The sequence below is a fragment of the Pseudomonas sp. HR1 genome (assembly GCF_030175875.1).
In the GTDB taxonomy this organism is placed as follows: domain Bacteria; phylum Pseudomonadota; class Gammaproteobacteria; order Pseudomonadales; family Pseudomonadaceae; genus Chryseomonas; species Chryseomonas oryzihabitans.
The window spans coordinates 404081-426264 of the sequence record NZ_JASNRF010000005.1 but is presented as its reverse complement, the minus strand read 5'-3'; the positions used below and the strand labels follow the sequence as shown (position 1 = coordinate 426264).

Here is a 22184-nt window from a genome sequence, read left to right as displayed (position 1 = left end):
CTCGAATAGCCAGCAGCGGAACATCCGCCGGGAAAATAGCGGGGGAGTTTACCTGAATGCGGCAAACAAGGGGACTCGCGCCGTTCGAGCGGACAAAAAGAAGGGGCAGTCGCCTGCCCCTCGCCTTGTCCCCTGCCGTTACTTGCCCGGCAGTTTGAAGGTGATGAAGCTGGCGCGACCCTCACGCACCACGCGCATCGAAATGGAGCGCCCTGCCGGCAGTGCCGAGGTGATCTTCTCGAAGGCGGCGGCGGATTCGATGGGCTGATTGTTGAGGTGGGTGATGACGTCGCCCGGACGCAGGCCGATGGCCGCGGCAGGACCGTCGCCACTGAGCTTGTTGATGACCACGCCGCCCTGGATGTCGAGGGTCTTCTTCTGCTCGGCGGTCAGGTTGGCCACGGCGATGCCCAGGCGATTGCTGGCCCGATCGGAGCCACGCTCGCCACCGGAAGCGGCCTGGTCGTCCTTGGGCATGTCGCCCACGGTGACGCTCAGGTTTTGCCGCTTGCCTTCACGGATGATCTCCATGTCGGCCTTGGCACCCGGCTTGAGGTTGCCGATCAGGTGCGGCAGGTCGGCGGATTCCTCGATCTTCTGGCCATTGACCGAGAGGATGACGTCGCCGACCTTGATGCCGCTCTTGGCTGCAGGACCGTCGTCCAGGGTCTGAGCGACCAGGGCACCGGCCGGACGATCCAGGCCGAAGGATTCGGCGAGATCCTTGTCCACTTCCTGGATGACCACGCCCAGCCAGCCGCGGCTCACCTTGCCATCGGTCTTCAGCTGATTGGCCACGTTCATGGCGACGTCGATCGGAATGGCGAAGGATAGCCCCATGAAGCCACCGGAGCGGGTGAATATCTGCGAGTTGATCCCGACCACCTCACCCTTGAGGTTGAACAGCGGACCGCCGGAGTTGCCCGGGTTGATGGCCACGTCGGTCTGGATGAAGGGCACATAGCTTTCGTTGGGCAGGCTGCGACCCTTGGCGCTGACGATACCGGCGGTGACCGAGTGATCGAAGCCGAAGGGCGAACCGATGGCCAGGACCCATTCACCGACCTTGAGCTGATCGGAATTGCCCAGCTTGAGGGTGGGCAGGTCCTTGGCGTCGATTTTCAGCAGGGCGACGTCGGTACGGGGATCCGCGCCGATCAGCTTGGCGGTGTGATCACTGCGGTCGGACAGCCGTACCAGGATCTCGTCGGCATCGGCGACCACATGGTTGTTGGTCAGAATGTAGCCATCGGGCGAGATGATGAAGCCCGAGCCCAGGGACTGGGCCTGCTCCTGCTTGCCACGGGGACCGCGCGGCATCTGCGGGATGCTGCGCTCGAAGAATTCACGGATGCCCGGCGGCAGGCCTTCCAGATCGGGCATGGTCATGGCGCCGGCGCCACGACCTTCGGGAATTTTCTGGCGGGTGCTGATGTTGACGACCGCTGGAGATGCCGCCTCGACCAGGCCGGTGAAATCCGGCAGATCGGCCCGAGCCATGGCCGTCAGTCCCATCAGCCAGAGCCCCATCAGGGCGGCCGTGTAATGCTTTAGATTGCGCATGCGCGTGCAGCTCCACTCTATCCAATGACTTGAACACATCGCTGGCGACCTGCCTGCTCCGCAACGGCGGCACAGTCAGAGACGACTGGCAGCAGAAATAGCACGGCCTTGCTGAACGATAGCTTTCGAAGCATTTTGCGCTCCATCCGGACATCCGGCAGGCAAAAAAAAACGGCGCCCGGAACAGAGTCCGGACGCCGTTTCGAGGTGAAGCCAGCGAATCAACGCTGGGCAGGGGCTTCCTGCTTTTCACCTGCCATCGGCTTGTCAGCCTTGGCTTCGGCATTCGCCTTGGTGCTTTCTTCGCTGAAGCTGGCCAGCACGGCCGGGCTACGCGCGGGTTGCGGCACGGTCAGCTGGCTCGGCGCCTGCTGGGCCAGACCCTGGGTGGAGACGTCGGACTGGTTGTACATCCGCACGCCTGCCAGTACGGCGAAGGTCACGGACGCGGCGACCGCGACACGACCCAGGCTCGACCAGCCACTCTTGCGCGCCTGGGCAACGACGGGCGCTGCCGGGGCTGCGACGGCCTCATCACGCTCCAGCGTGGTGGTGACGCCTTTGGCGATATCCAGATTCGGCAGCATGGGCTCACCGCGAATCACGGCGCTGACCATGGCGTAGCGCGACCAGGTGGCGCGCAATTCCGGGTCCTTGCTGACCTCGGCGATGACACGCCGGGTTTCGAATTCGTCCGCTTCGTTATCCATAACAGCGGACAGGGATTCCAGCAGGGCTTCACGACTCATACGTATTACCTCTCTAAAAGCTGTCGCCGCTGTCTATGCATCACGCAGCAGGGGCTGCAATGCTTTGTCTATCGCTTCCCGAGCTCGGAAAATCCGAGACCGGACCGTTCCCACCGGACATTGCATGACGTTCGCAATGTCCTCGTAGCTGAGGCCTTCGAACTCACGAAGGGTCAGCGCGGTGCGCAGATCTTCCGGGAGCTGCTGGATGGTCCGATGCACGGTGGCCTCGATCTCATCCCGCAAAAGGGACCGCTCTGGGGACTCGATATCCTTTAGAGCATGGTCGCCTTCATAAAATTCCGCATCTTCGGCACTGACGTCGCTGTCCGGTGGACGACGACCCCGGGCAACCAGATGGTTCTTTGCCGTGTTGATGGCGATGCGATAGAGCCAGGTGTAGAAAGCACTATCGCCACGGAAGTTCCCGAGCGCGCGATAGGCTTTGATGAAAGCCTCCTGAGCGACGTCCTGGGCTTCCTGGGTATCGTGGACGAAACGCACGATCAGACCGAGAATCTTGTGCTGATACTTGAGCACCAGCAGATCGAAGGCACGCTTGTCACCGCGCTGTACGCGCTCGACCAGTTGTTGATCCTGCTCCTGGGTGGGCAGGGCTTGCTTGCTGTCCTTGGCTTGCAGCTCGGTATCGTCCTTGCTTTCACTATCGACGCGCGCTGCTAGACTGGGCTGTTGCACGAAAGTTCTCCCCTCCACAGCAGTTGATGAGCGAGCACTAAGATGGCTGCTGATCGCTCCTGGGTGTCACTGAATTAGCTTTGGCAGATGGCCCATTCTCGTCTTGGCGTTCCGGCCGCACGGATGAGCAATTATCTGTACATAGACCCCGCCTGACGCCCGCGAGTTCCCTGCCGATCCATCCGATGGCTATGCCGTCAGCCGCCTTGTTCCTATACTCGCCGTCCCGGTGAGAAGGAAACGTCATGGCGCGTCATCTGGAATTCGATGTCCTGGTAATCGGCAGTGGCGCCGCGGGCCTGACGCTCGCGCTCAATCTACCGGCGACGCTGTCCATCGCGGTCTTGAGCAAGGGCGAACTGGCGCATGGTTCGACCTACTGGGCCCAGGGCGGCGTCGCCGCGGTGCTGGACGAAGGCGACACCGTCGAGGCGCACGTGCAGGATACCCTAATCGCGGGCGCCGGGCTGTGTGACGAAGGCGCCGTGCGCTTCACCGTCGAACACAGTCGCGAGGCCATGCAGTGGCTGATCGACCAGGGCGTGCCCTTCACCCGCGAGCAGGACGCCGGCAAGGGCGGCCTGGGCTTTCACCTGACCCGCGAAGGCGGCCACAGCCACCGGCGCATCATCCACGCGGCCGATGCCACCGGCATGGCCATCTTCGACACCCTGCTGCGCACCGCCGAAGGCCGACCCAACATCCAGTTGCTCAGTCAGCGGGTGGCGGTGGATCTGATCACCACGGAAAAGCTCGGCCGGCCGGGCGCGCGCTGCCTGGGCGCCTATGTGCTCGACCGGACCAGCGGCCAGGTCGATACCCTGCACGCGCGCTTCACGGTGCTGGCCACCGGCGGCGCCAGCAAGGCCTACCTCTATAGCACCAATCAGGACAGCGCCAGCGGCGACGGCATCGCCATGGCCTGGCGCGCCGGCTGTTCGGTCGCCAACCTGGAATTCAACCAGTTCCACCCCACCTGCCTCTATCACCCCCATGCGCGCAGCTTTCTGATCACCGAAGCCCTGCGTGGCGAAGGCGCCGTCCTGCGTCTGCCGGATGGCGAACGCTTCATGCCGCGCTTCGACCCCCGCGCCGATCTCGCCCCACGCGACGTGGTGGCGCGCGCCATCGACCACGAGATGAAGCGCCTGGGCATCGATTGCGTCTTTCTCGACATCAGCCACAAGCCGGCGGACTTCGTGCAGGAGCACTTTCCCACGGTCTATCGCCGCTGCCTGGAACTGGGCATCGACATCACCCGGGATCCGATCCCGGTGGTGCCGGCCGCGCACTACACCTGCGGCGGGGTGCGCGTCGACCAGCACGGGCGCGCGGACCTCGGCGGCCTCTATGCCATTGGCGAAACCAGCTGTACCGGTTTGCACGGCGCCAATCGCATGGCCAGCAATTCGCTGCTGGAGTGCTTCGTCTATGCCCGCTCGGCGGCGCTGGACATCCAGGCGCAAGCGGCCGAGATCGGCATGCCGCGCGACCTGCCCGACTGGGACGCCAGCCAGGTGACGGATTCGGACGAGGACGTGGTGATCGCCCACAACTGGGACGAGTTGCGGCGCTTCATGTGGGACTATGTGGGCATCGTGCGCACCACCAAGCGGCTGGTGCGCGCCCGCCATCGCATTCGCCTGCTGATGGACGAGATCGACGAGTTCTACAGCAACTACAAAGTCAGTCGCGACCTGATCGAATTGCGCAACCTGGCGCAGGTGGCGGAGCTGATCATCGAAAGCGCTCTCGCCCGCCAGGAGAGTCGCGGTCTGCACTTCACCCTGGACTATCCGCAACTGGCCAGCAGCGCCCGGGACACTATTCTGGCGCCGCGAACCGGCGCGGAGCGAAGCGAAGTCTGACTCTCAGGCGGCGGTGGGCGTCCGCGGCGAGGCTGTCGCGGGCGATGCAGAGACTGCGGGTACGTCTCGCCGCTGGCATTCGATAGCGCAGGACCACCAGCCGCGGCAGGGCCAGGCTGTCCGGGCGCAGCTGGATGGCCTGCCAGCCGGTCGCCGGCGACCACAGCTGCCAGCCTTCTGCGCCATGGCGCAAACCGCGCGGCACCTCTGGACAGCGCTGCTGGAGCTGGCGCTGGCGCTGGCGGTGCCAGGACCAGAGCACCAGCAGCGTCAAGAGAGGTTTGAGCGTCCAGGGAATGGCCGCCAGCCAGGGGCAGATCCCCGCGGCGAACGCGGCCAGGGCATGCAGTCGCAGGAGGCCGGCGGAGGCACTCCAGCGACATTCGAAGGGCTCAAGCCGGCTGGACACGGTCCAGGATCATGCGCACGATGATCTGCAGATCGGCGTCTTCCGGCTCACCGCGCTGCATGAACCAGTGGAACATGTCCTGATCCTCGCACTCGAGCAGCTTGCGGTAGCGTGCCTGGTCTTCCGCGCCCAGGGAGGAATAGACCTCCTTGACGAAGGGCACCAGCAATACATCCAGTTCCAGCATGCCGCGGCGGCTGTGCCAGTACAATCTGTTGAGTTCGGTAGCTTCGGTACTCATGGGGACTCCTGCGACAATCGGCGCAGTATAAGCCCGAAGCGCCCCGCCGCGCAGTGCGCCTGACATTCCCCCCGGGCGAGCCTATGATGAGCGGCTTCACTCGACAGGGAGCTGCAGCCGCAATGGCCGACTCGCCGTATTTCTGCCGCTTGACCCACGAAGGCGTCCTGGCCATCCGCGGGGTCGATGCGACCAAGTTTCTCCAGGGGCAGGTCACCTGCAACCTCAATTATCTCGCTGACGACCAGGCCGGCCTGGGAGGGCGCTGCACGCCCAAGGGACGGCTGGTCTCCAGCTTCCGCATCGTCAAGCAGGCCGACGGCTATCTGCTGGCGATGGCCGCGGAGCTGGTCGAGCCGCTGCTGACCGATCTGAAGAAATATGCGGTCTTCTCCAAGTCGGTGCTGACCGACGAAAGCGCGCAATGGCAACGGCTGGGACTCTCGGCCGCCGGCTTCGCCAGCGCCTATCCCGACGTGGCGCTGGGCGAGCAGGCCAATGCCGTGGCGCCGCTCGAAGGCGGCTTCGCCCTGCGGTTGGAGGATAGTCGGGTAGAGACCTGGCGCGCGGCCGACGCAGCGGCGCCGGCGCTGCCGGAGGTGGCACTCGACGAATGGCTGCTGGCCCAGGTGCGGGCTGGCGTGGGCCAGGTGTTCGGCGCGACCCGCGAGCTGTTCGTCCCGCAGATGATCAATCTGCAGGCGCTGGATGGCGTGAGCTTTCGCAAGGGTTGCTACACCGGCCAGGAGATCGTCGCGCGCATGCAGTACCTGGGCAAGCTCAAGCGGCGCCTCTATCGCCTCGCCAGCAGCGAGCGGCCCCCTGCCGTGGGTACCGAGCTGTTCTCGCCGGTGCATGGCAGCAGCGTGGGCGAGGTGGTGCTGGCCGCGGCCAGCCCGGAGGGTTGCGAATTCCTGGCGGTGCTGCAGGGCGATGCTGCCGAGGACGGACGTGTCTCGGTGGGCAGCTCGGACGGGCCAAACTGCCGTTTACTCGATTTGCCCTACTCACTCGATAGCGATCGTGAAATAAAGCGCTGAAGGTTGGGATCGCCTTTATCCGCTCCTCACACAGGTACGTCATGACTCCTCTTGCCGAAAAAGTTGTCCAGGATCTTCTCCACGCGATAGACACCGATCGCGTGGTGCTGCCCACCCTCCCCGAGGTGGCACTGAAGGTCAGAGAAGCGGCCGAAGACCCCAACGTGGGCGTCGCCGAGCTGAGCCGGGTGATCGCCATGGACGCCGCCCTGACGGCGCGCCTGATCAAGGTGGTCAACAGCCCGCTCCTGCGCACCAGCAAGGAGATCACCGACCTGCAGATGGCGGTCGGGCGCCTGGGTATCAACTACACGGCGAATCTGGCCACGGGCCTGGCCATGCAGCAGATGTTCCAGGCCACCAGCGACGCCGTGGATCGCAAGATGCGCGAGGTCTGGAGCCAGGGCACCGAGATCGCCGCCATCAGCCATGCGCTGTGCAAGAAGTACACGCGGCTGATGGCCGACCGCGCCCTGCTCGCCGGCCTGGTGCACCAGATCGGCGTGCTGCCGATCCTCACCTATGCCGAAGAACAGGAAGACCTGCTGGCCAACGCCATCACCCTCGACCAGGTGACGGCGCGCATTCATCCGCAGATCGGCGAACGCATTCTCAAGGTCTGGGATTTCCCGGCCGACATCGCCTGCGTACCGCGGGAATATCTGGCGCTGGAGCGGCAGCCCGCGGCGGCCGACTATGCCGATATCGTGCAGGTCGCGACCCAGCTGCACGCGCAGCGCCAGGGTCAGCAGGAGATCGCGGTCCAGACGCTGCCCGCCGGTATCCGCCTGGGGCTGAACAACCAGCCGGATCCGGCCCAGGATCAGTCCTTCTGGGACGCGGTGGAACAGTCGCGCACCCTGCTCGGTTGAGCCTAGGCTTCCTCGGCGGGAAATTCGACCCGTACCCTTAGCCCGCCGAGCGCGCCGTCCAGCAACTGGATGCGCGCCCGGTGGGCAGCGCAGATCTCACCGACGATGGCCAGTCCCAGACCGGCGCCCCCGGATTGCGGATCCAGGCGTTGAAAGCGCTCGAAGACCTTGGCCCGCGCATTGGCCGGAATGCCGGGGCCGTCATCCTCGACTTCCAGCACCGCCGGGGCCAGCACCCGCACCACGATGTTGCCACCTGACTGGCTATGGGCCAGGGCGTTTTCCACCAGATTGCAGAGCAGCTCGTTGAGCAGTGTCGGCTCGCCGATCACCGGCGCCTTGGCGAAGGGCTCGAAGGCCAGGGCGACGCCCCTGGCATGGGCCAAGGGTGCCAGCGCCATGGCCAGTTCCCTGGCCAGGTCGCTGAGCTCCAGACGTTCGGCGCCGCCTTCGGCGATGGCCTGGGCGCCGCTCTCGATCCGCGCCAGTGACAGCAGCTGGTTGGCCAGGCGCGCCAGGCGATCGGTGCTGGCGCGGGTCTCTTCCAGGGTGGCGTACCAGGCCTGGGGCTCGCGTTCGCGCAGGCCCAGCTCGACCCGCGCCTTGATCGCCGCCAGCGGGGTACGCAATTCGTGGGCGGCGTTGGCGATGAAGTCCGCCTGACGCTCGAACAGCCGCCGCAGGCGCAGGGTGAAGCCTTCCAGGGCATGCACCAGCGGCAGCAACTCCTGGGGCGCCCGCACCTCGGGCAGCGGCCGCAAGTCGTCCACGCCCCGCTCTTCCACGGCCTGGCGCAGACGCTCCAGGGGGCGCAGGGCGGCGCCGACCGCCATCCACACCAGCAGGATGGCACCCAGCCCCATCAGTCCGAGGCGGATCAGAGTGTCGGTGAGCAGGCTGCGGGCCACCTCCTCGCGGGCTTCGGCGGTCTCGGCGACGCGGATCTCGGCCATGCCGGTGAGATCCGGCTGGCTGACCGGCTGGGCCAGGCTGACCACTCGGACGTCCTTGCCGCGATAGGTGCTGTTGTAGAAGCGCGCCAGGGCCGGATAGTCGCGGGTCAGCGGAGCGTCCGCTGGCGGTGGTGGAATCTCTTCGTAGCCGGAGATCAGCCGGCCGCGGGTATCCAGCACCTGGTAGAAGATGCGCCCGACGTTGTCGTAGGCGAAATTGTCCAGGGCGATGTAGGGCACGTCGGCGCGCAGGGTGCCATTGGTGGCCGACAGGCCGGCGGCGATGGTGCGGGCCGAGGCCAGCAGCGTCCGGTCATAGGCCACGTCGGCCAGCCGCCGGCCATTGAGATAGGCGGCCAGGCTGCTGACCGCCAGGATCACCGCCAAGAGCACGACCAGTCGCAGCAGCAGTCGCCCACGCAGACTGCCAGCCGCCTTCGCCACTTCAGCCATGCTGCTCTTCCAGCAGATAGCCCAGGCCGCGGAAGGTGACGATGCGCACGGCGCCGGCTTCCAGCTTCTTGCGCAGGCGGTGGACGTAGATCTCGATGGCCTCGGGACTGGCTTCCTCGTCCAGGCCGAAGACCTGGGCGGCCAGTTGCTCCTTGCTCATGACCCGTCCGGGGCGGGCGATCAGCGCGGCCAGCACGGCGTGCTCGCGCGAGGTGAGCGACAGCGCCTCCTCGCCCAGGGTGAAGCGCGAGGTGTTGAGGTCATAGATCAGCGGGCCGCAGCGCTGCTGGCGATCGCCGCCCAGCACGCTGCGGCGCAGCAGGGCCTTGACCCGGGCTTCCAGTTCGGTGAGTTCGAAGGGCTTGGCCAGGTAGTCGTCGGCGCCTAGGTTGAGCCCCTGTACCCGATCCTTGACCTCGCCGCGGGCGGTGAGCATCAGCACCGGCAGGCGATCGCCGCGCTCGCGCAGGCGCGCCAGCACCTCGAAGCCATCCATGCGCGGCAGGCCGACGTCGAGAATGGCCAGGGCATAGCTTTCGCTCTGCAGGGCCAGATCGGCGGCCACGCCATCGTTGAGCAGATCGACGTTGAGTCCGGCATTCTTGAGCGCCTGGGCGACGCTTTCGGCCAGTGGCGGATGATCTTCGACCAATAGGATGCGCACGCTGACAGCTCCCGCTCAAAAAATCCGAGTTTACCGGATACCGGCCGGCTGGCCTGCAGCCGGAACCCCACTATCGCCGCCTTTCACATCTGAAAGGCTGTTGAAAGCTTGGCGGTCTAGAGTGAAAGGTAGCGGTCCCAGAACCGCATGATGCTTGCCCAAGCGCCACCCCTGGTTGGCCAACAACAATAACAAGCGGAACGACATCCATGCTCGCCCTCGCGCAGCTCCACGTGCTCCCGTATCTCTTCTCCGAACGATCGCCGCCCTGGCGAGCCTGAGCCGTGTCCGCCTGTCAGCTTCTGAAATAACAACAAAAGGAAGACCTCGATGAGCACCACCTTGCGCACCCTCACCCTGACCCTGGCCGCCTCCGTGCTGCTGTCCGCCCAGGCCATGGCCGAACCCAAGCGTCCCGAATGCATCGCCCCGGCCTCCCCGGGTGGCGGCTTCGACCTGACCTGCAAGCTGGCCCAGAGCGGCCTGGTGGAAGCCAAGCTGCTGGACAAGCCCATGCGCGTGACCTACATGCCCGGCGGCGTGGGCGCGGTGGCCTACAACACCGTGGTGGCCCAGCGGCCGGCGGACGGCGACACCATCGTCGCCTTCTCCAGCGGTTCGCTGCTGAACCTGGCGCAAGGCAAGTTCGGTCGCTTCGACGAAAAGGCCGTGCGCTGGCTGGCGGCGGTGGGGGCCAGCTATGGCGCCATCGCGGTCAAGGCAGATTCGCCCTACAAGACCCTGGGTGACCTGGTCGAGGCGCTGAAGAAGGACCCGAGCAAGGTGGTGATCGGCTCCGGCGGTACCGTGGGCAGCCAGGACTGGATGCAGACCGCGCTGATCGCCAAGGCTGCCGGCATCAATCCCAAGGACCTGCGCTACGTGGCCCTGGAAGGCGGCGGCGAGATCGCCACCGCGCTGCTGGGTGGGCATATCCAGGTCGGCAGCACCGACATCTCCGACTCCATGCCCCATGTCGAGGCCGGCAACATGCGCCTGCTGGCGGTCTTCGCCGAGCAGCGCTTCGACGAACCGGCGATGAAGGACATCCCCACCGCGCGCGAGCAGGGCTACGACATCGTCTGGCCGGTGGTCCGCGGCTTCTATGTCGGCCCGAAGGTCACCGACGAGCAGTACAACTGGTGGAAGACCAGCTTCGACAAGCTGCTGGCCTCCGACGACTTCGCCAAGCTGCGTGATCAGCGCGAACTCTTCCCCTTCGCCATGACCGGCTCCGAGCTGGACGCCTATGTGCAGAAGGAAGTCGCGCGCTACCGCGGCATGGCCAAGGAATTCAGCCTGATCCAGTAACGAGCCCCCGCCCCTGGCGCCCTTCCGGGCGCCTTTGAGGATGTCGACATGATCTTCCAACGCGCCTTCATGGCGGTCTGGCTGGTGGCCGGACTCGTCATGCTGTTCATCGCCCGGGATTACCAGGCGCCCTTTTCCTACGAGCCGGTCGGTCCGCGGGCCTATCCGATGCTGATGTTCGGGCTGATGAGCCTGGGCCTGGCCTATCTGATCATCCGCCCCACGCCGATCGGCGATGGCGAAGACCAGAAACCGCTGGACGCCTCCTCGCTGCGCAAGGTAGTGGCCTGCTGCGCCATCCTGCTGGGCTATGCCCTGACCTTCCAGCCGCTGGGCTTCCCCTTGAGCGCCTTCATCACCGCCACCCTCTGCGGTCTGCTCTACGGCGGTCGCCTGATGCCCTGCGCCCTGGTCAGCCTGCTGCTCGCCATCGGCCTCTATGTGCTGTTCGACCGGGTGATGGAAGTCCCCCTTCCCCTTGGCGTGCTGGAATTCCTGGAGGGCTGACATGGATACCTTGAATTTTCTGATGCAAGGCTTCGGCGTCGCCATGACGCCGACCAACCTGATCGTGGCCCTCATCGGCACCCTGATCGGCACCGTGGTCGGCCTGCTGCCGGGTCTCGGGCCGATAAACGGCATCGCCCTGCTGATCCCGGTGGCCTTCGCCCTGGGTCTGCCGCCGGAGACTTCGCTGATCCTGCTGGCGGCGGTCTATCTGGGCTGCGAATACGGCGGGCGGATCTCCTCGATCCTGCTGAACATCCCCGGCGAAGCCGCGACCATGATGACCTGCCTGGACGGCTATCCGCTGGCCCGCCAGGGCATGGCCGGCGTGGCCCTGTCGCTGTCGGCCTGGAGCTCCTTCATCGGCGCCTTCATCGCCACCTGCGGCATGGTGCTGTTCTCGCCCCTGCTGGCGAAATGGGCGATCGCCTTCGGTCCGGCGGAATACTTCGCGCTGATGGCCCTGGCCATCCTCAGCCTCTCCGGCATGGCCGCCGAGAAGCCGGTCAAGACCCTGGTCGCCGCCCTCTTCGGCCTGGCCATCGCCTCCGTGGGCATCGATGCCAACAGCGGCGTCTACCGCTTCACCTTCGACAACGTGCACCTGGCCGACGGCATCGACTTCGTGATCCTGGTGCTGGGTCTGTTCTCGGTGAGCGAACTGCTCCTGCTGCTGGAGCAGACCCATCATGGCCAGGTCGCGGTCAAGGCCACCGGGCGCATGCTGTTCAACGTGCGCGAAGCGCGCAGCGTGTTCATGGTCAACCTGCGCAGCTCGGTGAGCGGCTTCATCATCGGCGTGCTGCCGGGTGCCGGCGCGACCCTGGCCAGTGCCCTGGCCTACACCACCGAGAAGCGCATGGCCGGTGCCGATGGCAAGTTCGGCAAGGGTGACCTGCGCGGCCTGGCAGCGCCGGAAACCGCCATCGGCGCGGCGGTGTGCGGCAACATGATCCCCATGCTGACCCTGGGCATCCCCGGCTCTGGCACCACTGCGGTGATGATCGGCGCCCTGACCCTCTACAACATCACCCCCGGCCCGCTGCTGTTCCAGAACGAGCCGAATCTGGTGTGGGGTCTGATCGCCTCGCTGTTCATCGCCAACGTGATGCTGCTGATCCTCAACGTGCCCATGGTGAAGATGTTCACCAAGATCCTCGAGGTGCCGAACTGGTCGCTGGCCCCGGCCATCGCCATCATCACCGGCATCGGCGTCTACGCGGTGCACGCCACCACCTTCGACCTGGTGCTGATGGTCTGCGTGGGCATCTTCGGCTACATCATGCGCAAGCTGGACTTCCCGCTGTCGCCGCTGCTGCTGGGCTTCATCCTCGGCGAGCTGATGGAAACCAGCCTGAGACGCGCGCTGTCCATCTCCAACGGCGACATGGGCATCCTCTGGCAGAGCGGCATCAGCCAGGCCATCTGGATCGTCTGCATCCTGATGGTGGCCCTGCCCTTCTACCGTGCCTGGCGCAAGCGTCGCGCGCCCAAGCCCGCGACCGTCTGAGGCCGGCGACACCCGCGCCCGCGGCCGGAGTCCTTCGCCCGCGGGCTTTTTCATTCAAGAAGTTTTGAAGCTCTTCTTCGGATAGATATCGTAGCGGCTGGACTTGCCCTCCAGCACGTAGCCGGGCTTGGCGCCTTCGATGGCCGGCGCCTTGCGCGGGCGCTTGACCACCACCCGGTGACTGGCGCGGGCCAGGGCCGCGGCCAGCAACGCCGGGGCGTCCAGGTCGTCGCCCACCAGCGGCCGGAACAGGCGCATCTCCTTCTTCACCAGGGCGCTCTTGTCGCGATGGGGAAACATGGGATCCAGGTAGATCACCTCGGGCGCCTCGCCCTCCCCGCGCTGCAGGTAGGCGGTGGAGTCGGCCTGCACCAGGGTCATCAGGGCGGCGATGGCGGCCGCCTCGTGATCCCGCGCAGCGCGGGCAAGGCCGTCTTCGAGCAGGGCAGCGATCAGCGGCTGGCGCTCGACCAGCGTCACCGCACAGCCAAGGGTGGCCAGCACGAAGGCGTCGCGCCCCAGACCCGCAGTGGCGTCGAGGATGCGCGGACGCACGCCCGGGCCGATCCCGACCGCCTTGGCGATCATCTGGCCGGCGCCGCCGCCGAACTTGCGCCGGTGCGCCGCCGCGCCCTCGACGAAATCCACCCGCACCGGACCCGGCGCCTCCGGGCCGCGCTGTACCAGTTGCAGGCCCTGGGCGCCCACCTGCACGGCGAATTCCTCGGTGGTGGCGCTGCCCAGGGGCAGGCCCAGGCGCGCGGCCCAGGCCGCGGCGGCCTCGGTGAAGGCGGGTTCCAGGGCTTCGACGATAAGCGCGGGGTGGGCGGTGGACATGGGCGACTCGCAGGCGAAAAGACCCGTCATTCTACCGGCAGACGCGAAAGCCACCCATGTCGACATGGAAATGATCGCGGTGCGCCGCGTTGTAGTCCGGTCCCAGGGTGGTATTGAAGGACCGGCAGGCCCCGTCGCGCACCAGCCGCAGGAAGCGCTGGGCCTGGGGATCGCCGGTCCAGTCCCGCGCCACGCTGATGCGCCGCCCATCGGCCAGGCGCAACCCGGCGATGTCCAGGGCATTGGCGGTGGCGTGCTGACTGCGCCGGCCACTGGCGCGGCCATAGATATTGCGGCAGGCGAAGCTGCCATAGTGCTCCACCTCGGCCACCCGCTGGCCATAGACGGCTTCGGCCGCCGGCTGCAGCGCCTGTCGCTCGAACAGCGCGAAGCTCACCGCCAGGGGACAGCTGGCGACAAAGCTGCCGCTGAGTCTCACCCCTTCACCGCGCTGGATGCGCACGGCCCGCTCCAGCGGACAGTCGGCCGACCCCGCATTGCCGCGCAATTCCCGATAGTTGAGCGCCGAGGTGGCCAGGGACGCCGCGCAATAGTCGGCATCAGCCTGCAGACGCCAGAGCTTGAGGCGAGTGACGGCATTGGTGGGGGCCTGGATATCCAGCGGCGCCCAGGGATTGTAGGCCGGCGGGATACGCAGCCAGCCCTGGTCGAAGGCGGTATGCAGACCGCCATAGAGCAGGATGACGAGACCGAGCAGGTGTCTGGCTTTCATGCGGCGCGCCGAAGGAGATTCGCGAGGCGGTAGACCTCATCTGACCGGAGCGAGCCGCGGGAATGCCGGCGAAAACGTCGCCAAACGTATCGCGACAACCGGCGTGGGCTAGAGCAGACCGAGTTGTTCGGTGTCGGCGGTGCTCAGCTCGGGCAATGCCGGCAGACCGGGCAGGCGTTCGCGCAGCTGGGCATGGAATCTCAGGGCCAGCTCGGGCGCCTGGCGGTTGTCCGGGGTGTGCAGGAAGACATAGGGCACCTTGCCCGCCTCGATCCAGTCGGCCACCCGCGTGACCCACTTGGCCAGGTAGTAGTCGTTGGCGGCCAACTCCAGGCGGCCGATGAAGCGCACCTGGGGATGCTCGCTGAACGCCAGGGCGCGAGCCGGAACCCGCGGTTTCTTGGCCTGGGCCAGGCGCACGGCCGGCTCACTCGGATCGGCGCTGAACAGCGCGGCCGAATCCAGGCCGACGCGCTCCACGCCCAGGTCCATGAGCAGCCGGTTCAGGGCCCGCTCGGACTCGCCCTTGTCGAAAAAGGCCAGGTGCCGGACCTCCACCGCCAGGGCGCAACGCGGCGCCATGGCCGAGAGAAAGACCTGCAGTTCCTTGAGCCGATCGGGCCCGAAGCCCGCTGGCAGTTGCAGCCACAGCGGGCTGGCCCGTTCACCCAGGGGCGCCAGCAATTCGAGAAAGGTACGGGCGCTGGCGAGTTGCACCCGCAGATCCTCGGCATGGCTGATGTCGCGGGGAAACTTGGCGCAGAAGCGAAAGCCGGTCGGCATCAATTCGGCCCAGCGGCGGATGGTGTCCGCCGCGGGCCAGGCGTAGAAGGTGGTGTTGCCCTCCACGGCGTTGAACACCTGGGCGTAACGCGGCAGGAAATCACCCGGACGCAAGCCATGGTAGAGGCTCTCGCGCCAGGCGTTGTCGTTCCAGGAGGGGCAGCCGAGAAAGTACGGCAGCATCAGGCGTAGAGGTCGAGGCCCACGACGCTGGAGGAGCCGTCCGGCTCGGCGCCGAAGGCGGCGGTGCTGCCGTAGCTGGCCAGGGCCTGCTGGGCACGGGCGGTGAGCTGACTGGCGAAGCGCCCTTCGCGCTCGCTGAGCACCAGGCCGTTACCATTGCCATTGCCGGCATCGGTCGCCGCAGCCGCTTCCACACGGCGGAGGGGTGCGACGTCGGGCCGGGGATTGCCTGCGGCCTCCCGGGCGATGGCATTCTGGCGGGCGTCCTCATCCTTCGCCACCTCGCGTACGGGCGTGACCGCGCGCGAGGAACGATTCAGGGGATAAGCAGAGGAGGCATAGCCGCTGTCAATGCGCATGGCAGGTCCCGAACGGATGGCACTACTCTAAGTAGGGTCGAAAGCTATGACAATCAAGGGCCGGACGCCCGTCGCGACCGGCGGACGAGCGGCATCTACAGCTTGGACGTCAGACTATTACGCGTGGTTTCCTGCCGTCAGACCGACTGCTTGGGAGTGGCGACCCGATCACGCAGATAAACGGGTTGCGCCGCTTCGGACTCGGCCGACACGGCTTCGCCGCGCTGCCAGGCGGTGGCCGCCAGAACCGCCAGGTCCCGGGCATGGGGCAACAGAGTGGCATCCTGCTCGATCAGCGGCACGGCCATGCGGCCGACATAGCCCCAGCCGGTGCCGGCACCGAACCAGTCGCCGGTGGCGGCGGCCGGCAGGGCAATGGCCTCGGGCGCCAGCACGGCTTCCGCCCCCGCGAGCACCATGGCCGCGCCGTCGAGGCGATAGCAGCCCCAGTAGACCTCGTCCATGCGCGCGTCGATGGCCGCAGCCACCTGGGTCACGCCGCGCTCGCGCCAGGCGCGCTGGGCGATGATCGCCAGATTCGACACCGGCAGTACCGGTCGGTCCAGGCCGAAGGCCAGGCCCTGCACCACGCCGATAGCGATGCGCACGCCGGTGAAGGCGCCCGGACCACGCCCGAAGGCGATGGCGTCCACCTGCGCCAGACTCAGACCGGTCTCGGCCAGCAGCTCCTGCACCATGGGCAGGACCCGCTGGGCATGCAGGCGCGGCGCGATCTCGTAGCGATGGATGATCTCGTCGCCCAGGTGCAAGGCGACCGAGCAGGCTTCGGTGGCGGTGTCGAGGGCGAGCAGGATGGACATGGGGCAGATCCGCAACTGGGAAAAGGGCTGCGCATTCTAGAGGAAGACGGGTCGCGAGGGGACCCGCCCATCGGTCGTGACGCCAGGACGGCGCCTTGACCGGACCGCCTGCAGGCACAGGCGGCCGTGACCGGCGCTTAGTTCAGCGCCTGCAGCACCTTGGCGGTGATGGCATCCACCGAACCCACGCCCTCGATGCGGCTGCACTTCGGCGTGCCCTGGGCGGCGCCCAGCTTCTGGTAGAAGTCCACCAGCGGCTTGGTCTGGGAATGATAGAGGTCCAGACGCTTGCGAATGGTGGCTTCGCGGTCGTCTTCGCGCTGTACCAGCGGCTCGCCGGTCAGGTCGTCGGTGTCGGCGACCTTCGGCGGATTGTGTTCGATGTGATAGACGCGACCCGAACCCGGGTGCACGCGGCGACCGGACAGGCGCTGGACGATTTCTTCGTCATCCACGGCGATTTCCAGCACGTGGTCGATCTTGACGCCGGCGGCTTCGAGGGCCTCGGCCTGGGGAATGGTGCGCGGGAAGCCGTCGAACAGGAAACCCTTGGCGCAATCGGCGTCGAGGATACGCTCGCTGATCAGGGCGATGATGATCTCGTCGGAGACCAGGCCACCGTTGTCCATGATGTCCTTGACCTGCAGGCCCAGGGGCGTGCCGGCCTTGACCGCGGCCCGCAGCATGTCGCCGGTGGAAACCTGCGGAATGCCGAATTTCTCAGTGATGAACCGGGCCTGAGTACCTTTGCCGGCACCGGGCGCTCCCAGCAGGATTACGCGCATCTGTAGCTCCTTAGAATGGTCTCGGACTGGCAGCCCGCGCAGGGCGCTGTCGCGATGATTGTTGTCGACGACACGAGACGGCCAAAGGGACCAACCATACACAGCGCCCCCTGGCCGCACAAGTTACCAAGCGTCGCAGGTGCCGGGCCCGTCCAGACGACCCCGGGCGCCGGCAAAAGCGACAGTCTGTTCAACCGGTATTGCGCAGTCCTGCGGCGATCCCGGCCACGCTCACCAGCAGGGCCTGATCGAGCGCCGCCGGCTGGCTTTCGCCGGCCGCCCGCGCCCGGGCCAGCAACTCGATCTGCAGGAGGTGCAGCGGATCGAGATAGGTGTTGCGCACGGCGATGAACACCAGGGTTTCCGGATGGTGTTCGAGCAACTCGCCCTGCCCGGTCAGGCGCAACACCGCCACGCCCGCCTGGCGCAGCCGCTCGCGCAGCTGGCTGCCGAGCACCTGCAGGTCGGCTTCCACCAGGCGCTGGTCATAGAGCCGCGCCAGTTCGGCCTCCGCCTTGGCCAGCACCATCTCCAGCATGTCGATGCGGGTCTGGAAGAACGGCCAGCGCTCGCGCATCTCGCGCAGCAGCGGCGACTCGCCCCGGCGCTCGGCTTCTTCCAGGGCCCTTTCCCAGCCGAGCCAGGCCGGCAGCATCAGCCGCGTCTGGGTCCAGGCGAAGATCCAGGGGATGGCCCTGAGGCTTTCCACGCCGCCTTCGCGGCGCTTGGCCGGGCGACTGCCCAGGGGCAGCCGGCCCAGCTCCTGCTCGGGCGTGGCCTGGCGGAAATAGCTGACGAAGTGCGGGTCTTCGCGCACCACGCCGCGATAGGCCTGCAGGCTGTCGCGGGCCAGGCGATCCATCTGCTCGCGCCAGGCCGGCTCCGGCGCGGGCGGCGGCAGCAGGGTGGCTTCCAGCACGGCGCCCAGGTAGAGCGCCAGATTCTGCTCGGCGATGGCCGGCTGGCCGAACTTGAAGCGGATCATCTCGCCCTGTTCGGTGGTGCGGAAGCGCCCGGCCACCGAGCCCGGGGGTTGCGAGAGGATGGCCGCGTGGGCCGGGCCACCGCCCCGCCCCACGGTGCCACCGCGGCCATGGAACAGCAGCAATTCCACGCCCCGACTGGCGCAGATGTCCACCAGGGCTTCCTGGGCACGGTACTGGGCCCAGGCCGCCGCCAGGGTGCCGGCGTCCTTGGCCGAATCGGAATAGCCGATCATGACCTCCTGGGGACCGGCCAGGCGCGCGCGGTAGTCGGGCAGATCGAGCAGGCTGGCGATGGCGCTGCCGGCATGGTCCAGGTCGTCGAGGGTCTCGAACAGCGGCACCACCCGCATCGGCTGGCGTACCCCACACTCGCGCAGCAGCAGCTGCACGGCGAGGACATCCGACGCCGCGCCGGCCATGGAGATGACATAGGAGCCCAGGGCATCGGGCGGCGAGGCGGCGATCACGCGGCAGGTGGCGAGTACCTCCTGGGTATCGGCCTCCAGCTGGGCGTCCAGCGGCAGCAGGGGACGCCGGCTGCCGAGCTCGCCACGCAGGAATTCCAGGCGCTGCGCCTCGCTCCAGGCGGCGTAGTCGCCCAGGTCGAGATAGCGGCAGATATCGGCCAGGGCCGCGGCATGGCGCGCGGCGTCCTGGCGGATGTCCAGGCGCACCAGATAGAGACCGAAGGTACGGGCCCGGCGCAGGGTATCGAGCAGGGAGCCATCGGCGATGACCCCCAGGCCGCAGTGCTGCAGGGAGTCGTAGCACAGCTGCAGCGGGGCGATCAGCTCGGCGTTGTCGCTGAGGATATGACGGGCGCCGGCATGGGGATCGGTGATGGCATGGGCCGCCCAGCTGCGGGTGATCTGCAACCGCTCGCGCAGCACCTTGAGCACCTTGCGATAGGGTTCCGGGTGATCGCCGGCCTGTTCGCGCAGGGCCGGACTCGCCGCCTGCATGGACAGCTCCGCGGCCAGCCGGTCGACATCGCGCAGGTAGAGATCGGCGGCCATCCAGCGCGCCAGCAGCAGCACCTCGCGGGTGATGGCGGCGGTGACGTTGGGATTGCCATCGCGATCGCCGCCCATCCAGGAGGAAAAGCGTACCGGCGCCGCGGTCAGCGGCAGGCGCTGGCCGGTGCGTTCCTGCAGGCAGTCGTCCAACTTGCGCAGCAGGCTGGGGATCGCCTGCCACAGCGAATTCTCGATCACCGCGAAGCCCCACTTGGCTTCGTCCACCGGCGTCGGCCGCTGGCGGCGGATCTCCTCGGTGTGCCAGGCCTCGGCGATCAGCCGACGCAGCCGTGCCTCGATGGCGGCCACCTCGGCGGAGGTGAGGTCGCGATGATCGAGGGCCGCCAGCTGCGCGCTGATCTCGTCGTATTTCTGGATCAGGGTCCGCCGCGAGACCTCGGTGGGGTGGGCGGTCAGCACCAGATCGATGTCCAGCGCCGCCACCCGCTCGGCCAGCTCGCTACCCGCGTGACCGGCCGCGCCCAGGCGCTCCAGCAATTCCGGCAGTACCTGCTGCTCGAAGGGCGGCGGCTCGTCTTCGGTGCGGCGTCTGACCCGGTGATATTCCTCGGCGATGTTGGCGAGGTTGAGAAAGTGACTGAAGGCCCGCGCCACCGGCAGCAGTTCGTCTTCGGCCAGGGTATCCAGGGTGTCGCCCAGTTGGCGGGCACCCTCCGCGGAGCCGCCACGGGCGGCCTTGGCGCCCTTGCGGATCCGCTCGATCTTGTCGAGAAAGGCCGCGCCATGCTGGTCGGCAATGGTCTGCCCCAGGAGCTCACCCAGCAAACGCACCTGCTCGCGCAGGCGAACATCGATTTCCACCATCTCGTGCTCCTCGAAAGTACCGGTTCGGACCTCACGGCAACCGCTGCGGTCTAGCGCAGAGGACAGCACCCCGCTGTCACGGTTGCAAGCCCCGGCTGTTGCAGGGTGCCCAGCCGCGCTCGACCTGAATATCCGACCTTTGCCTAAGCCACGGGAGATGCCCATGAAGATTCGCGAACTCGCTCACCAATGGGAGCAGCAGGCCACCACCTCCAGCACCACCCGCCGCTACCACCTCGACCTGGAGCTGGAGACCGCGGCCCGTCTCGAGGCCCTCTGCGAACTCTATCCCCAGCGCACGCCCGAGGCCCTGCTCGGTGAATTGCTGGCGGCCGCCTTCGAAGAGCTGGAGGCCAGCTTTCCCTATGTGCAGGGCGAGGACGTGGTGGCCACCGACGAGCTTGGCGATCCCCTCTACGCCGATGCCGGTACGACCCCGCGCTTTCTCGAATTGGCGCGCAAGCACCTGCATCGCCTGCAGTCCGAAACGCCCGACTAGCCGCCGACCTGCACCTTTACCTACATCGCTACCGCTCTGCCAAGGGCCTCCGCGCCCTGGCGAAATTCGATAGCCAGTGAACATTTTTGTCGGATGAGCGGTCACAGAGTCAGACCGCAGCGCTGGACGAGGGCTGGTTGTCAGCACCCGCCTCGGGCCTCTCAGGGCCGCGCCGGGCTTGTTTCCACATGCGGCTTTACATGACCAGGCGCCCGCCCTGCCCGTGCCGGCGGCGCGCTTTTCGGATCAACAACGGAGCTTGAATCCATGAAGAGTGCCACTGCCCAAAAGTCCCTTTCCAAAGCCTGCACCCTGAAACTGGCAGCCCTTGCCCTGGGCAGCTCGCTGTTGCTGGCCGGTTGCGCCGGCAATCCGCCGACCGCGCAGATGGCCGTGACCCAGTCCGCCGTCAACGAGGCCGTGAGCTCCGGTGGCAACCAGTTCGCGCCCATCGAGACCAAGTCGGCCCAGGACAAGTGGACCCAGGCCCAGACCGCTCTCTCCAACGAGAAGTACGACGAAGCCAAGCAGCTGGCCGAGCAGGCCGAGTGGGATGCCCGCCTGGCCACCCGCAAGACCCAGGCCGCCAAGGCCGATGCCGCTCTCAAGGATGCCCAGAACAGCATCCAGCAGATCCGTGAGGAAGGTCAGATCAACCTGCAGCTCCAGCAGAACCTGCAGAAGAAGGTCCAGCAGTAAGCGACCGCCCCTTTCCTCCCTTCACGAATTAAAAGGACGACCATCATGCGTAAACACATTCTGATCCCTGCCGTGTCGCTGCTCAGCCTGGCCCTGGCCGCGTGCTCCACGCCGCCCAACCCCAACCTGGAAAAGGCCAAGTCCGACTACTCCGCCCTGGAATCCCAGCCGCAGGCCGCCCAGCTGGCCGCCCTGGAGACCAAGGACGCCGGTACCTGGCTGCAGAAGACCGAGAAGGCCTACAAGGACGGTGAAAACGAGAAGACCGTCGACCAGCTGGCCTACCTGACCAACCAGCGCATCCAGACGGCCATGCAGACCATCAAGCTGCGCATGACCGAAGCCCAGATGCAGGGCGTCGATGCCGAGCGCACCCAGGCCCGCCTGGACGCCCGTACCGCCCAGCTCAAGCAGCTGCAGGATGCCCTGCAGGCCAAGCAGACCGAGCGCGGCACCGTGGTGACCTTCGGCAACGTGCTGTTCGACTTCAACAAGGCCGAACTCAAGCCCCAGGGCTATGCCAACGCCCAGAAGCTGGCCGATTACCTGAAGCAGAATCCCGAGCGCAAGGTGATCGTCGAGGGCTACACCGACAGCGTCGGCAGCGACTCCTACAACCAGCAGCTGTCCGAGCGTCGCGCCCAGGCCATCCAGACCGCCCTGGTCAGCGCTGGCGTCGAGCCGAGCCGCATCCAGGCCCGTGGCTATGGCAAGAACTTCCCGGTGGCCAGCAACAGCAACGCCTCCGACCGCGCCCTGAACCGTCGCGTGGAAGTGACCATCTCCAACGACGCCAACCCCGTCGCCCCGCGCATGTAA

Annotated in this window: 23 protein-coding genes; 9 read left to right on the top strand and 14 right to left on the bottom strand. The window is 66.7% G+C overall.

The window, feature by feature from the left end; translation table 11 throughout:
- Positions 1 to 138: 138 nt before the first annotated feature.
- The 3 genes from QKY98_RS19735 to rpoE form a co-directional block, all read right to left on the bottom strand.
- Positions 139 to 1563 carry a DegQ family serine endoprotease gene (locus QKY98_RS19735; protein ID WP_027603057.1) on the bottom strand — a complete coding sequence of 475 codons (1425 nt, stop codon included), beginning with the start codon at positions 1561 to 1563 and terminating at the stop codon, positions 139 to 141.
- Positions 1564 to 1784: 221 nt separating this feature from the next.
- Positions 1785 to 2312 carry a sigma-E factor negative regulatory protein gene (locus tag QKY98_RS19730; protein WP_027598577.1) on the bottom strand — a complete coding sequence of 176 codons (528 nt, stop codon included), beginning with the start codon at positions 2310 to 2312 and terminating at the stop codon, positions 1785 to 1787.
- Positions 2313 to 2345: 33 nt separating this feature from the next.
- Positions 2346 to 2927: an RNA polymerase sigma factor RpoE/AlgU gene (gene rpoE, locus QKY98_RS19725; RefSeq protein ID WP_026083736.1), complete on the bottom strand. Its 582-nt coding sequence runs from the start codon at positions 2925 to 2927 to the stop codon at positions 2346 to 2348.
- Positions 2928 to 3256: 329 nt separating this feature from the next.
- Here rpoE and nadB point away from each other — a divergent pair, with 329 nt between their 5' ends.
- Positions 3257 to 4879, top strand: a complete 1623-nt coding sequence (gene nadB, locus QKY98_RS19720) for an L-aspartate oxidase (protein WP_267399541.1) — start codon at positions 3257 to 3259, stop codon at positions 4877 to 4879.
- Here the strand turns inward: nadB and QKY98_RS19715 are convergent.
- Positions 4836 to 5288 (bottom strand): protein YgfX, encoded by a 453-nt coding sequence (locus QKY98_RS19715; RefSeq protein ID WP_284671435.1) that lies wholly within the window; start codon positions 5286 to 5288, stop codon positions 4836 to 4838. The two genes, nadB and QKY98_RS19715, sit on opposite strands and share 44 nt — an antisense overlap.
- A complete protein-coding gene (locus QKY98_RS19710) occupies positions 5272 to 5529 on the bottom strand; it encodes an FAD assembly factor SdhE (RefSeq protein ID WP_027603054.1) in 258 nt (85 codons plus the stop codon). Before QKY98_RS19710 ends, QKY98_RS19715 begins: the two co-directional genes overlap by 17 nt.
- A 122-nt stretch (positions 5530 to 5651) precedes the next feature.
- On the opposite strand from QKY98_RS19710, the gene ygfZ reads away from it, so the two are divergent.
- On the top strand, positions 5652 to 6569 hold the full coding sequence (gene ygfZ, locus QKY98_RS19705; protein WP_267399539.1) for a CAF17-like 4Fe-4S cluster assembly/insertion protein YgfZ: 918 nt from the start codon (positions 5652 to 5654) through the stop codon (positions 6567 to 6569).
- Between the two features lie 41 nt (positions 6570 to 6610).
- On the top strand, positions 6611 to 7441 hold the full coding sequence (locus tag QKY98_RS19700; RefSeq protein ID WP_027598573.1) for an HDOD domain-containing protein: 831 nt from the start codon (positions 6611 to 6613) through the stop codon (positions 7439 to 7441).
- Positions 7442 to 7443: 2 nt separating this feature from the next.
- On the opposite strand, the gene QKY98_RS19695 is transcribed toward QKY98_RS19700, so the two are convergent.
- The gene (locus tag QKY98_RS19695; protein ID WP_284671434.1) at positions 7444 to 8847 is read right to left on the bottom strand and encodes a sensor histidine kinase; all 1404 of its coding nucleotides are present in this window, start codon (positions 8845 to 8847) and stop codon (positions 7444 to 7446) included.
- On the bottom strand, positions 8840 to 9511 hold the full coding sequence (gene tctD / locus QKY98_RS19690; protein ID WP_007161984.1) for a two-component system response regulator TctD: 672 nt from the start codon (positions 9509 to 9511) through the stop codon (positions 8840 to 8842). The genes QKY98_RS19695 and tctD overlap by 8 nt, the downstream gene beginning before the upstream one ends.
- A 330-nt stretch (positions 9512 to 9841) precedes the next feature.
- On the opposite strand from tctD, the gene QKY98_RS19685 reads away from it, so the two are divergent.
- The 3 genes from QKY98_RS19685 to QKY98_RS19675 are packed head-to-tail and all read left to right on the top strand — an operon-like array spanning position 9842 to position 12839.
- Positions 9842 to 10822, top strand: coding sequence for a Bug family tripartite tricarboxylate transporter substrate binding protein (locus tag QKY98_RS19685; RefSeq protein WP_284671433.1), 981 nt, complete (start codon positions 9842 to 9844; stop codon positions 10820 to 10822).
- Between the two features lie 48 nt (positions 10823 to 10870).
- The gene (locus tag QKY98_RS19680; RefSeq protein ID WP_007161982.1) at positions 10871 to 11329 is read left to right on the top strand and encodes a tripartite tricarboxylate transporter TctB family protein; all 459 of its coding nucleotides are present in this window, start codon (positions 10871 to 10873) and stop codon (positions 11327 to 11329) included.
- A 1-nt stretch (position 11330) separates the two neighbouring features.
- On the top strand, positions 11331 to 12839 hold the full coding sequence (locus tag QKY98_RS19675; protein WP_027598571.1) for a tripartite tricarboxylate transporter permease: 1509 nt from the start codon (positions 11331 to 11333) through the stop codon (positions 12837 to 12839).
- A gap of 54 nt (positions 12840 to 12893) precedes the next feature.
- Here the strand turns inward: QKY98_RS19675 and QKY98_RS19670 are convergent, their stop codons facing one another.
- The 7 genes from QKY98_RS19670 to ppc form a co-directional block, all read right to left on the bottom strand.
- Entirely contained in the window at positions 12894 to 13676 is a 783-nt protein-coding gene (locus QKY98_RS19670; RefSeq protein WP_181085837.1) for a class I SAM-dependent methyltransferase, read from the bottom strand.
- Positions 13677 to 13707: 31 nt separating this feature from the next.
- Positions 13708 to 14409 (bottom strand): extensin-like domain-containing protein, encoded by a 702-nt coding sequence (locus tag QKY98_RS19665; protein WP_007161979.1) that lies wholly within the window; start codon positions 14407 to 14409, stop codon positions 13708 to 13710.
- Positions 14410 to 14517: 108 nt separating this feature from the next.
- On the bottom strand, positions 14518 to 15375 hold the full coding sequence (locus QKY98_RS19660; RefSeq protein ID WP_007161978.1) for a DUF72 domain-containing protein: 858 nt from the start codon (positions 15373 to 15375) through the stop codon (positions 14518 to 14520).
- Positions 15375 to 15734 carry a hypothetical protein gene (locus tag QKY98_RS19655; protein ID WP_042136892.1) on the bottom strand — a complete coding sequence of 120 codons (360 nt, stop codon included), beginning with the start codon at positions 15732 to 15734 and terminating at the stop codon, positions 15375 to 15377. Before QKY98_RS19655 ends, QKY98_RS19660 begins: the two co-directional genes overlap by 1 nt.
- Before the next feature lie 137 nt (positions 15735 to 15871).
- A complete protein-coding gene (tsaB, locus tag QKY98_RS19650; protein ID WP_007161976.1) occupies positions 15872 to 16555 on the bottom strand; it encodes a tRNA (adenosine(37)-N6)-threonylcarbamoyltransferase complex dimerization subunit type 1 TsaB in 684 nt (227 codons plus the stop codon).
- 137 nt (positions 16556 to 16692) lie between these two features.
- Positions 16693 to 17340 (bottom strand): adenylate kinase, encoded by a 648-nt coding sequence (adk, locus tag QKY98_RS19645; RefSeq protein WP_007161975.1) that lies wholly within the window; start codon positions 17338 to 17340, stop codon positions 16693 to 16695.
- 190 nt (positions 17341 to 17530) lie between these two features.
- Positions 17531 to 20167, bottom strand: coding sequence for a phosphoenolpyruvate carboxylase (ppc, locus tag QKY98_RS19640; protein WP_077170944.1), 2637 nt, complete (start codon positions 20165 to 20167; stop codon positions 17531 to 17533).
- A gap of 163 nt (positions 20168 to 20330) precedes the next feature.
- On the opposite strand from ppc, the gene QKY98_RS19635 reads away from it, so the two are divergent.
- From QKY98_RS19635 to lptF, 3 genes are all read left to right on the top strand, one after another.
- On the top strand, positions 20331 to 20666 hold the full coding sequence (locus QKY98_RS19635) for a hypothetical protein (protein ID WP_007161973.1): 336 nt from the start codon (positions 20331 to 20333) through the stop codon (positions 20664 to 20666).
- Between the two features lie 267 nt (positions 20667 to 20933).
- Positions 20934 to 21365 carry a DUF4398 domain-containing protein gene (locus QKY98_RS19630; RefSeq protein ID WP_007161972.1) on the top strand — a complete coding sequence of 144 codons (432 nt, stop codon included), beginning with the start codon at positions 20934 to 20936 and terminating at the stop codon, positions 21363 to 21365.
- A 45-nt stretch (positions 21366 to 21410) separates the two neighbouring features.
- Positions 21411 to 22184 carry a lipotoxin F family OmpA-related lipoprotein LptF gene (gene lptF / locus QKY98_RS19625; protein WP_007161971.1) on the top strand — a complete coding sequence of 258 codons (774 nt, stop codon included), beginning with the start codon at positions 21411 to 21413 and terminating at the stop codon, positions 22182 to 22184.

Coding starts and splice junctions, on each gene's coding strand:
- QKY98_RS19665 (WP_007161979.1), bottom strand. CDS start 14,409: ATGAAAGCCAGACACCTGCTCGGTCTCGTCATCCTGCTCTATGGCGGT.
- QKY98_RS19680 (WP_007161982.1), top strand. CDS start 10,871: ATGATCTTCCAACGCGCCTTCATGGCGGTCTGGCTGGTGGCCGGACTC.
- QKY98_RS19660 (WP_007161978.1), bottom strand. CDS start 15,375: ATGCTGCCGTACTTTCTCGGCTGCCCCTCCTGGAACGACAACGCCTGG.
- ppc (WP_077170944.1), bottom strand. CDS start 20,167: ATGGTGGAAATCGATGTTCGCCTGCGCGAGCAGGTGCGTTTGCTGGGT.
- lptF (WP_007161971.1), top strand. CDS start 21,411: ATGCGTAAACACATTCTGATCCCTGCCGTGTCGCTGCTCAGCCTGGCC.
- QKY98_RS19630 (WP_007161972.1), top strand. CDS start 20,934: ATGAAGAGTGCCACTGCCCAAAAGTCCCTTTCCAAAGCCTGCACCCTG.
- QKY98_RS19675 (WP_027598571.1), top strand. CDS start 11,331: ATGGATACCTTGAATTTTCTGATGCAAGGCTTCGGCGTCGCCATGACG.
- QKY98_RS19655 (WP_042136892.1), bottom strand. CDS start 15,734: ATGCGCATTGACAGCGGCTATGCCTCCTCTGCTTATCCCCTGAATCGT.
- nadB (WP_267399541.1), top strand. CDS start 3,257: ATGGCGCGTCATCTGGAATTCGATGTCCTGGTAATCGGCAGTGGCGCC.
- QKY98_RS19730 (WP_027598577.1), bottom strand. CDS start 2,312: ATGAGTCGTGAAGCCCTGCTGGAATCCCTGTCCGCTGTTATGGATAAC.
- QKY98_RS19710 (WP_027603054.1), bottom strand. CDS start 5,529: ATGAGTACCGAAGCTACCGAACTCAACAGATTGTACTGGCACAGCCGC.
- QKY98_RS19700 (WP_027598573.1), top strand. CDS start 6,611: ATGACTCCTCTTGCCGAAAAAGTTGTCCAGGATCTTCTCCACGCGATA.
- QKY98_RS19735 (WP_027603057.1), bottom strand. CDS start 1,563: ATGCGCAATCTAAAGCATTACACGGCCGCCCTGATGGGGCTCTGGCTG.
- tsaB (WP_007161976.1), bottom strand. CDS start 16,555: ATGTCCATCCTGCTCGCCCTCGACACCGCCACCGAAGCCTGCTCGGTC.
- adk (WP_007161975.1), bottom strand. CDS start 17,340: ATGCGCGTAATCCTGCTGGGAGCGCCCGGTGCCGGCAAAGGTACTCAG.
- ygfZ (WP_267399539.1), top strand. CDS start 5,652: ATGGCCGACTCGCCGTATTTCTGCCGCTTGACCCACGAAGGCGTCCTG.
- QKY98_RS19670 (WP_181085837.1), bottom strand. CDS start 13,676: ATGTCCACCGCCCACCCCGCGCTTATCGTCGAAGCCCTGGAACCCGCC.
- QKY98_RS19685 (WP_284671433.1), top strand. CDS start 9,842: ATGAGCACCACCTTGCGCACCCTCACCCTGACCCTGGCCGCCTCCGTG.
- QKY98_RS19635 (WP_007161973.1), top strand. CDS start 20,331: ATGAAGATTCGCGAACTCGCTCACCAATGGGAGCAGCAGGCCACCACC.
- QKY98_RS19695 (WP_284671434.1), bottom strand. CDS start 8,847: ATGGCTGAAGTGGCGAAGGCGGCTGGCAGTCTGCGTGGGCGACTGCTG.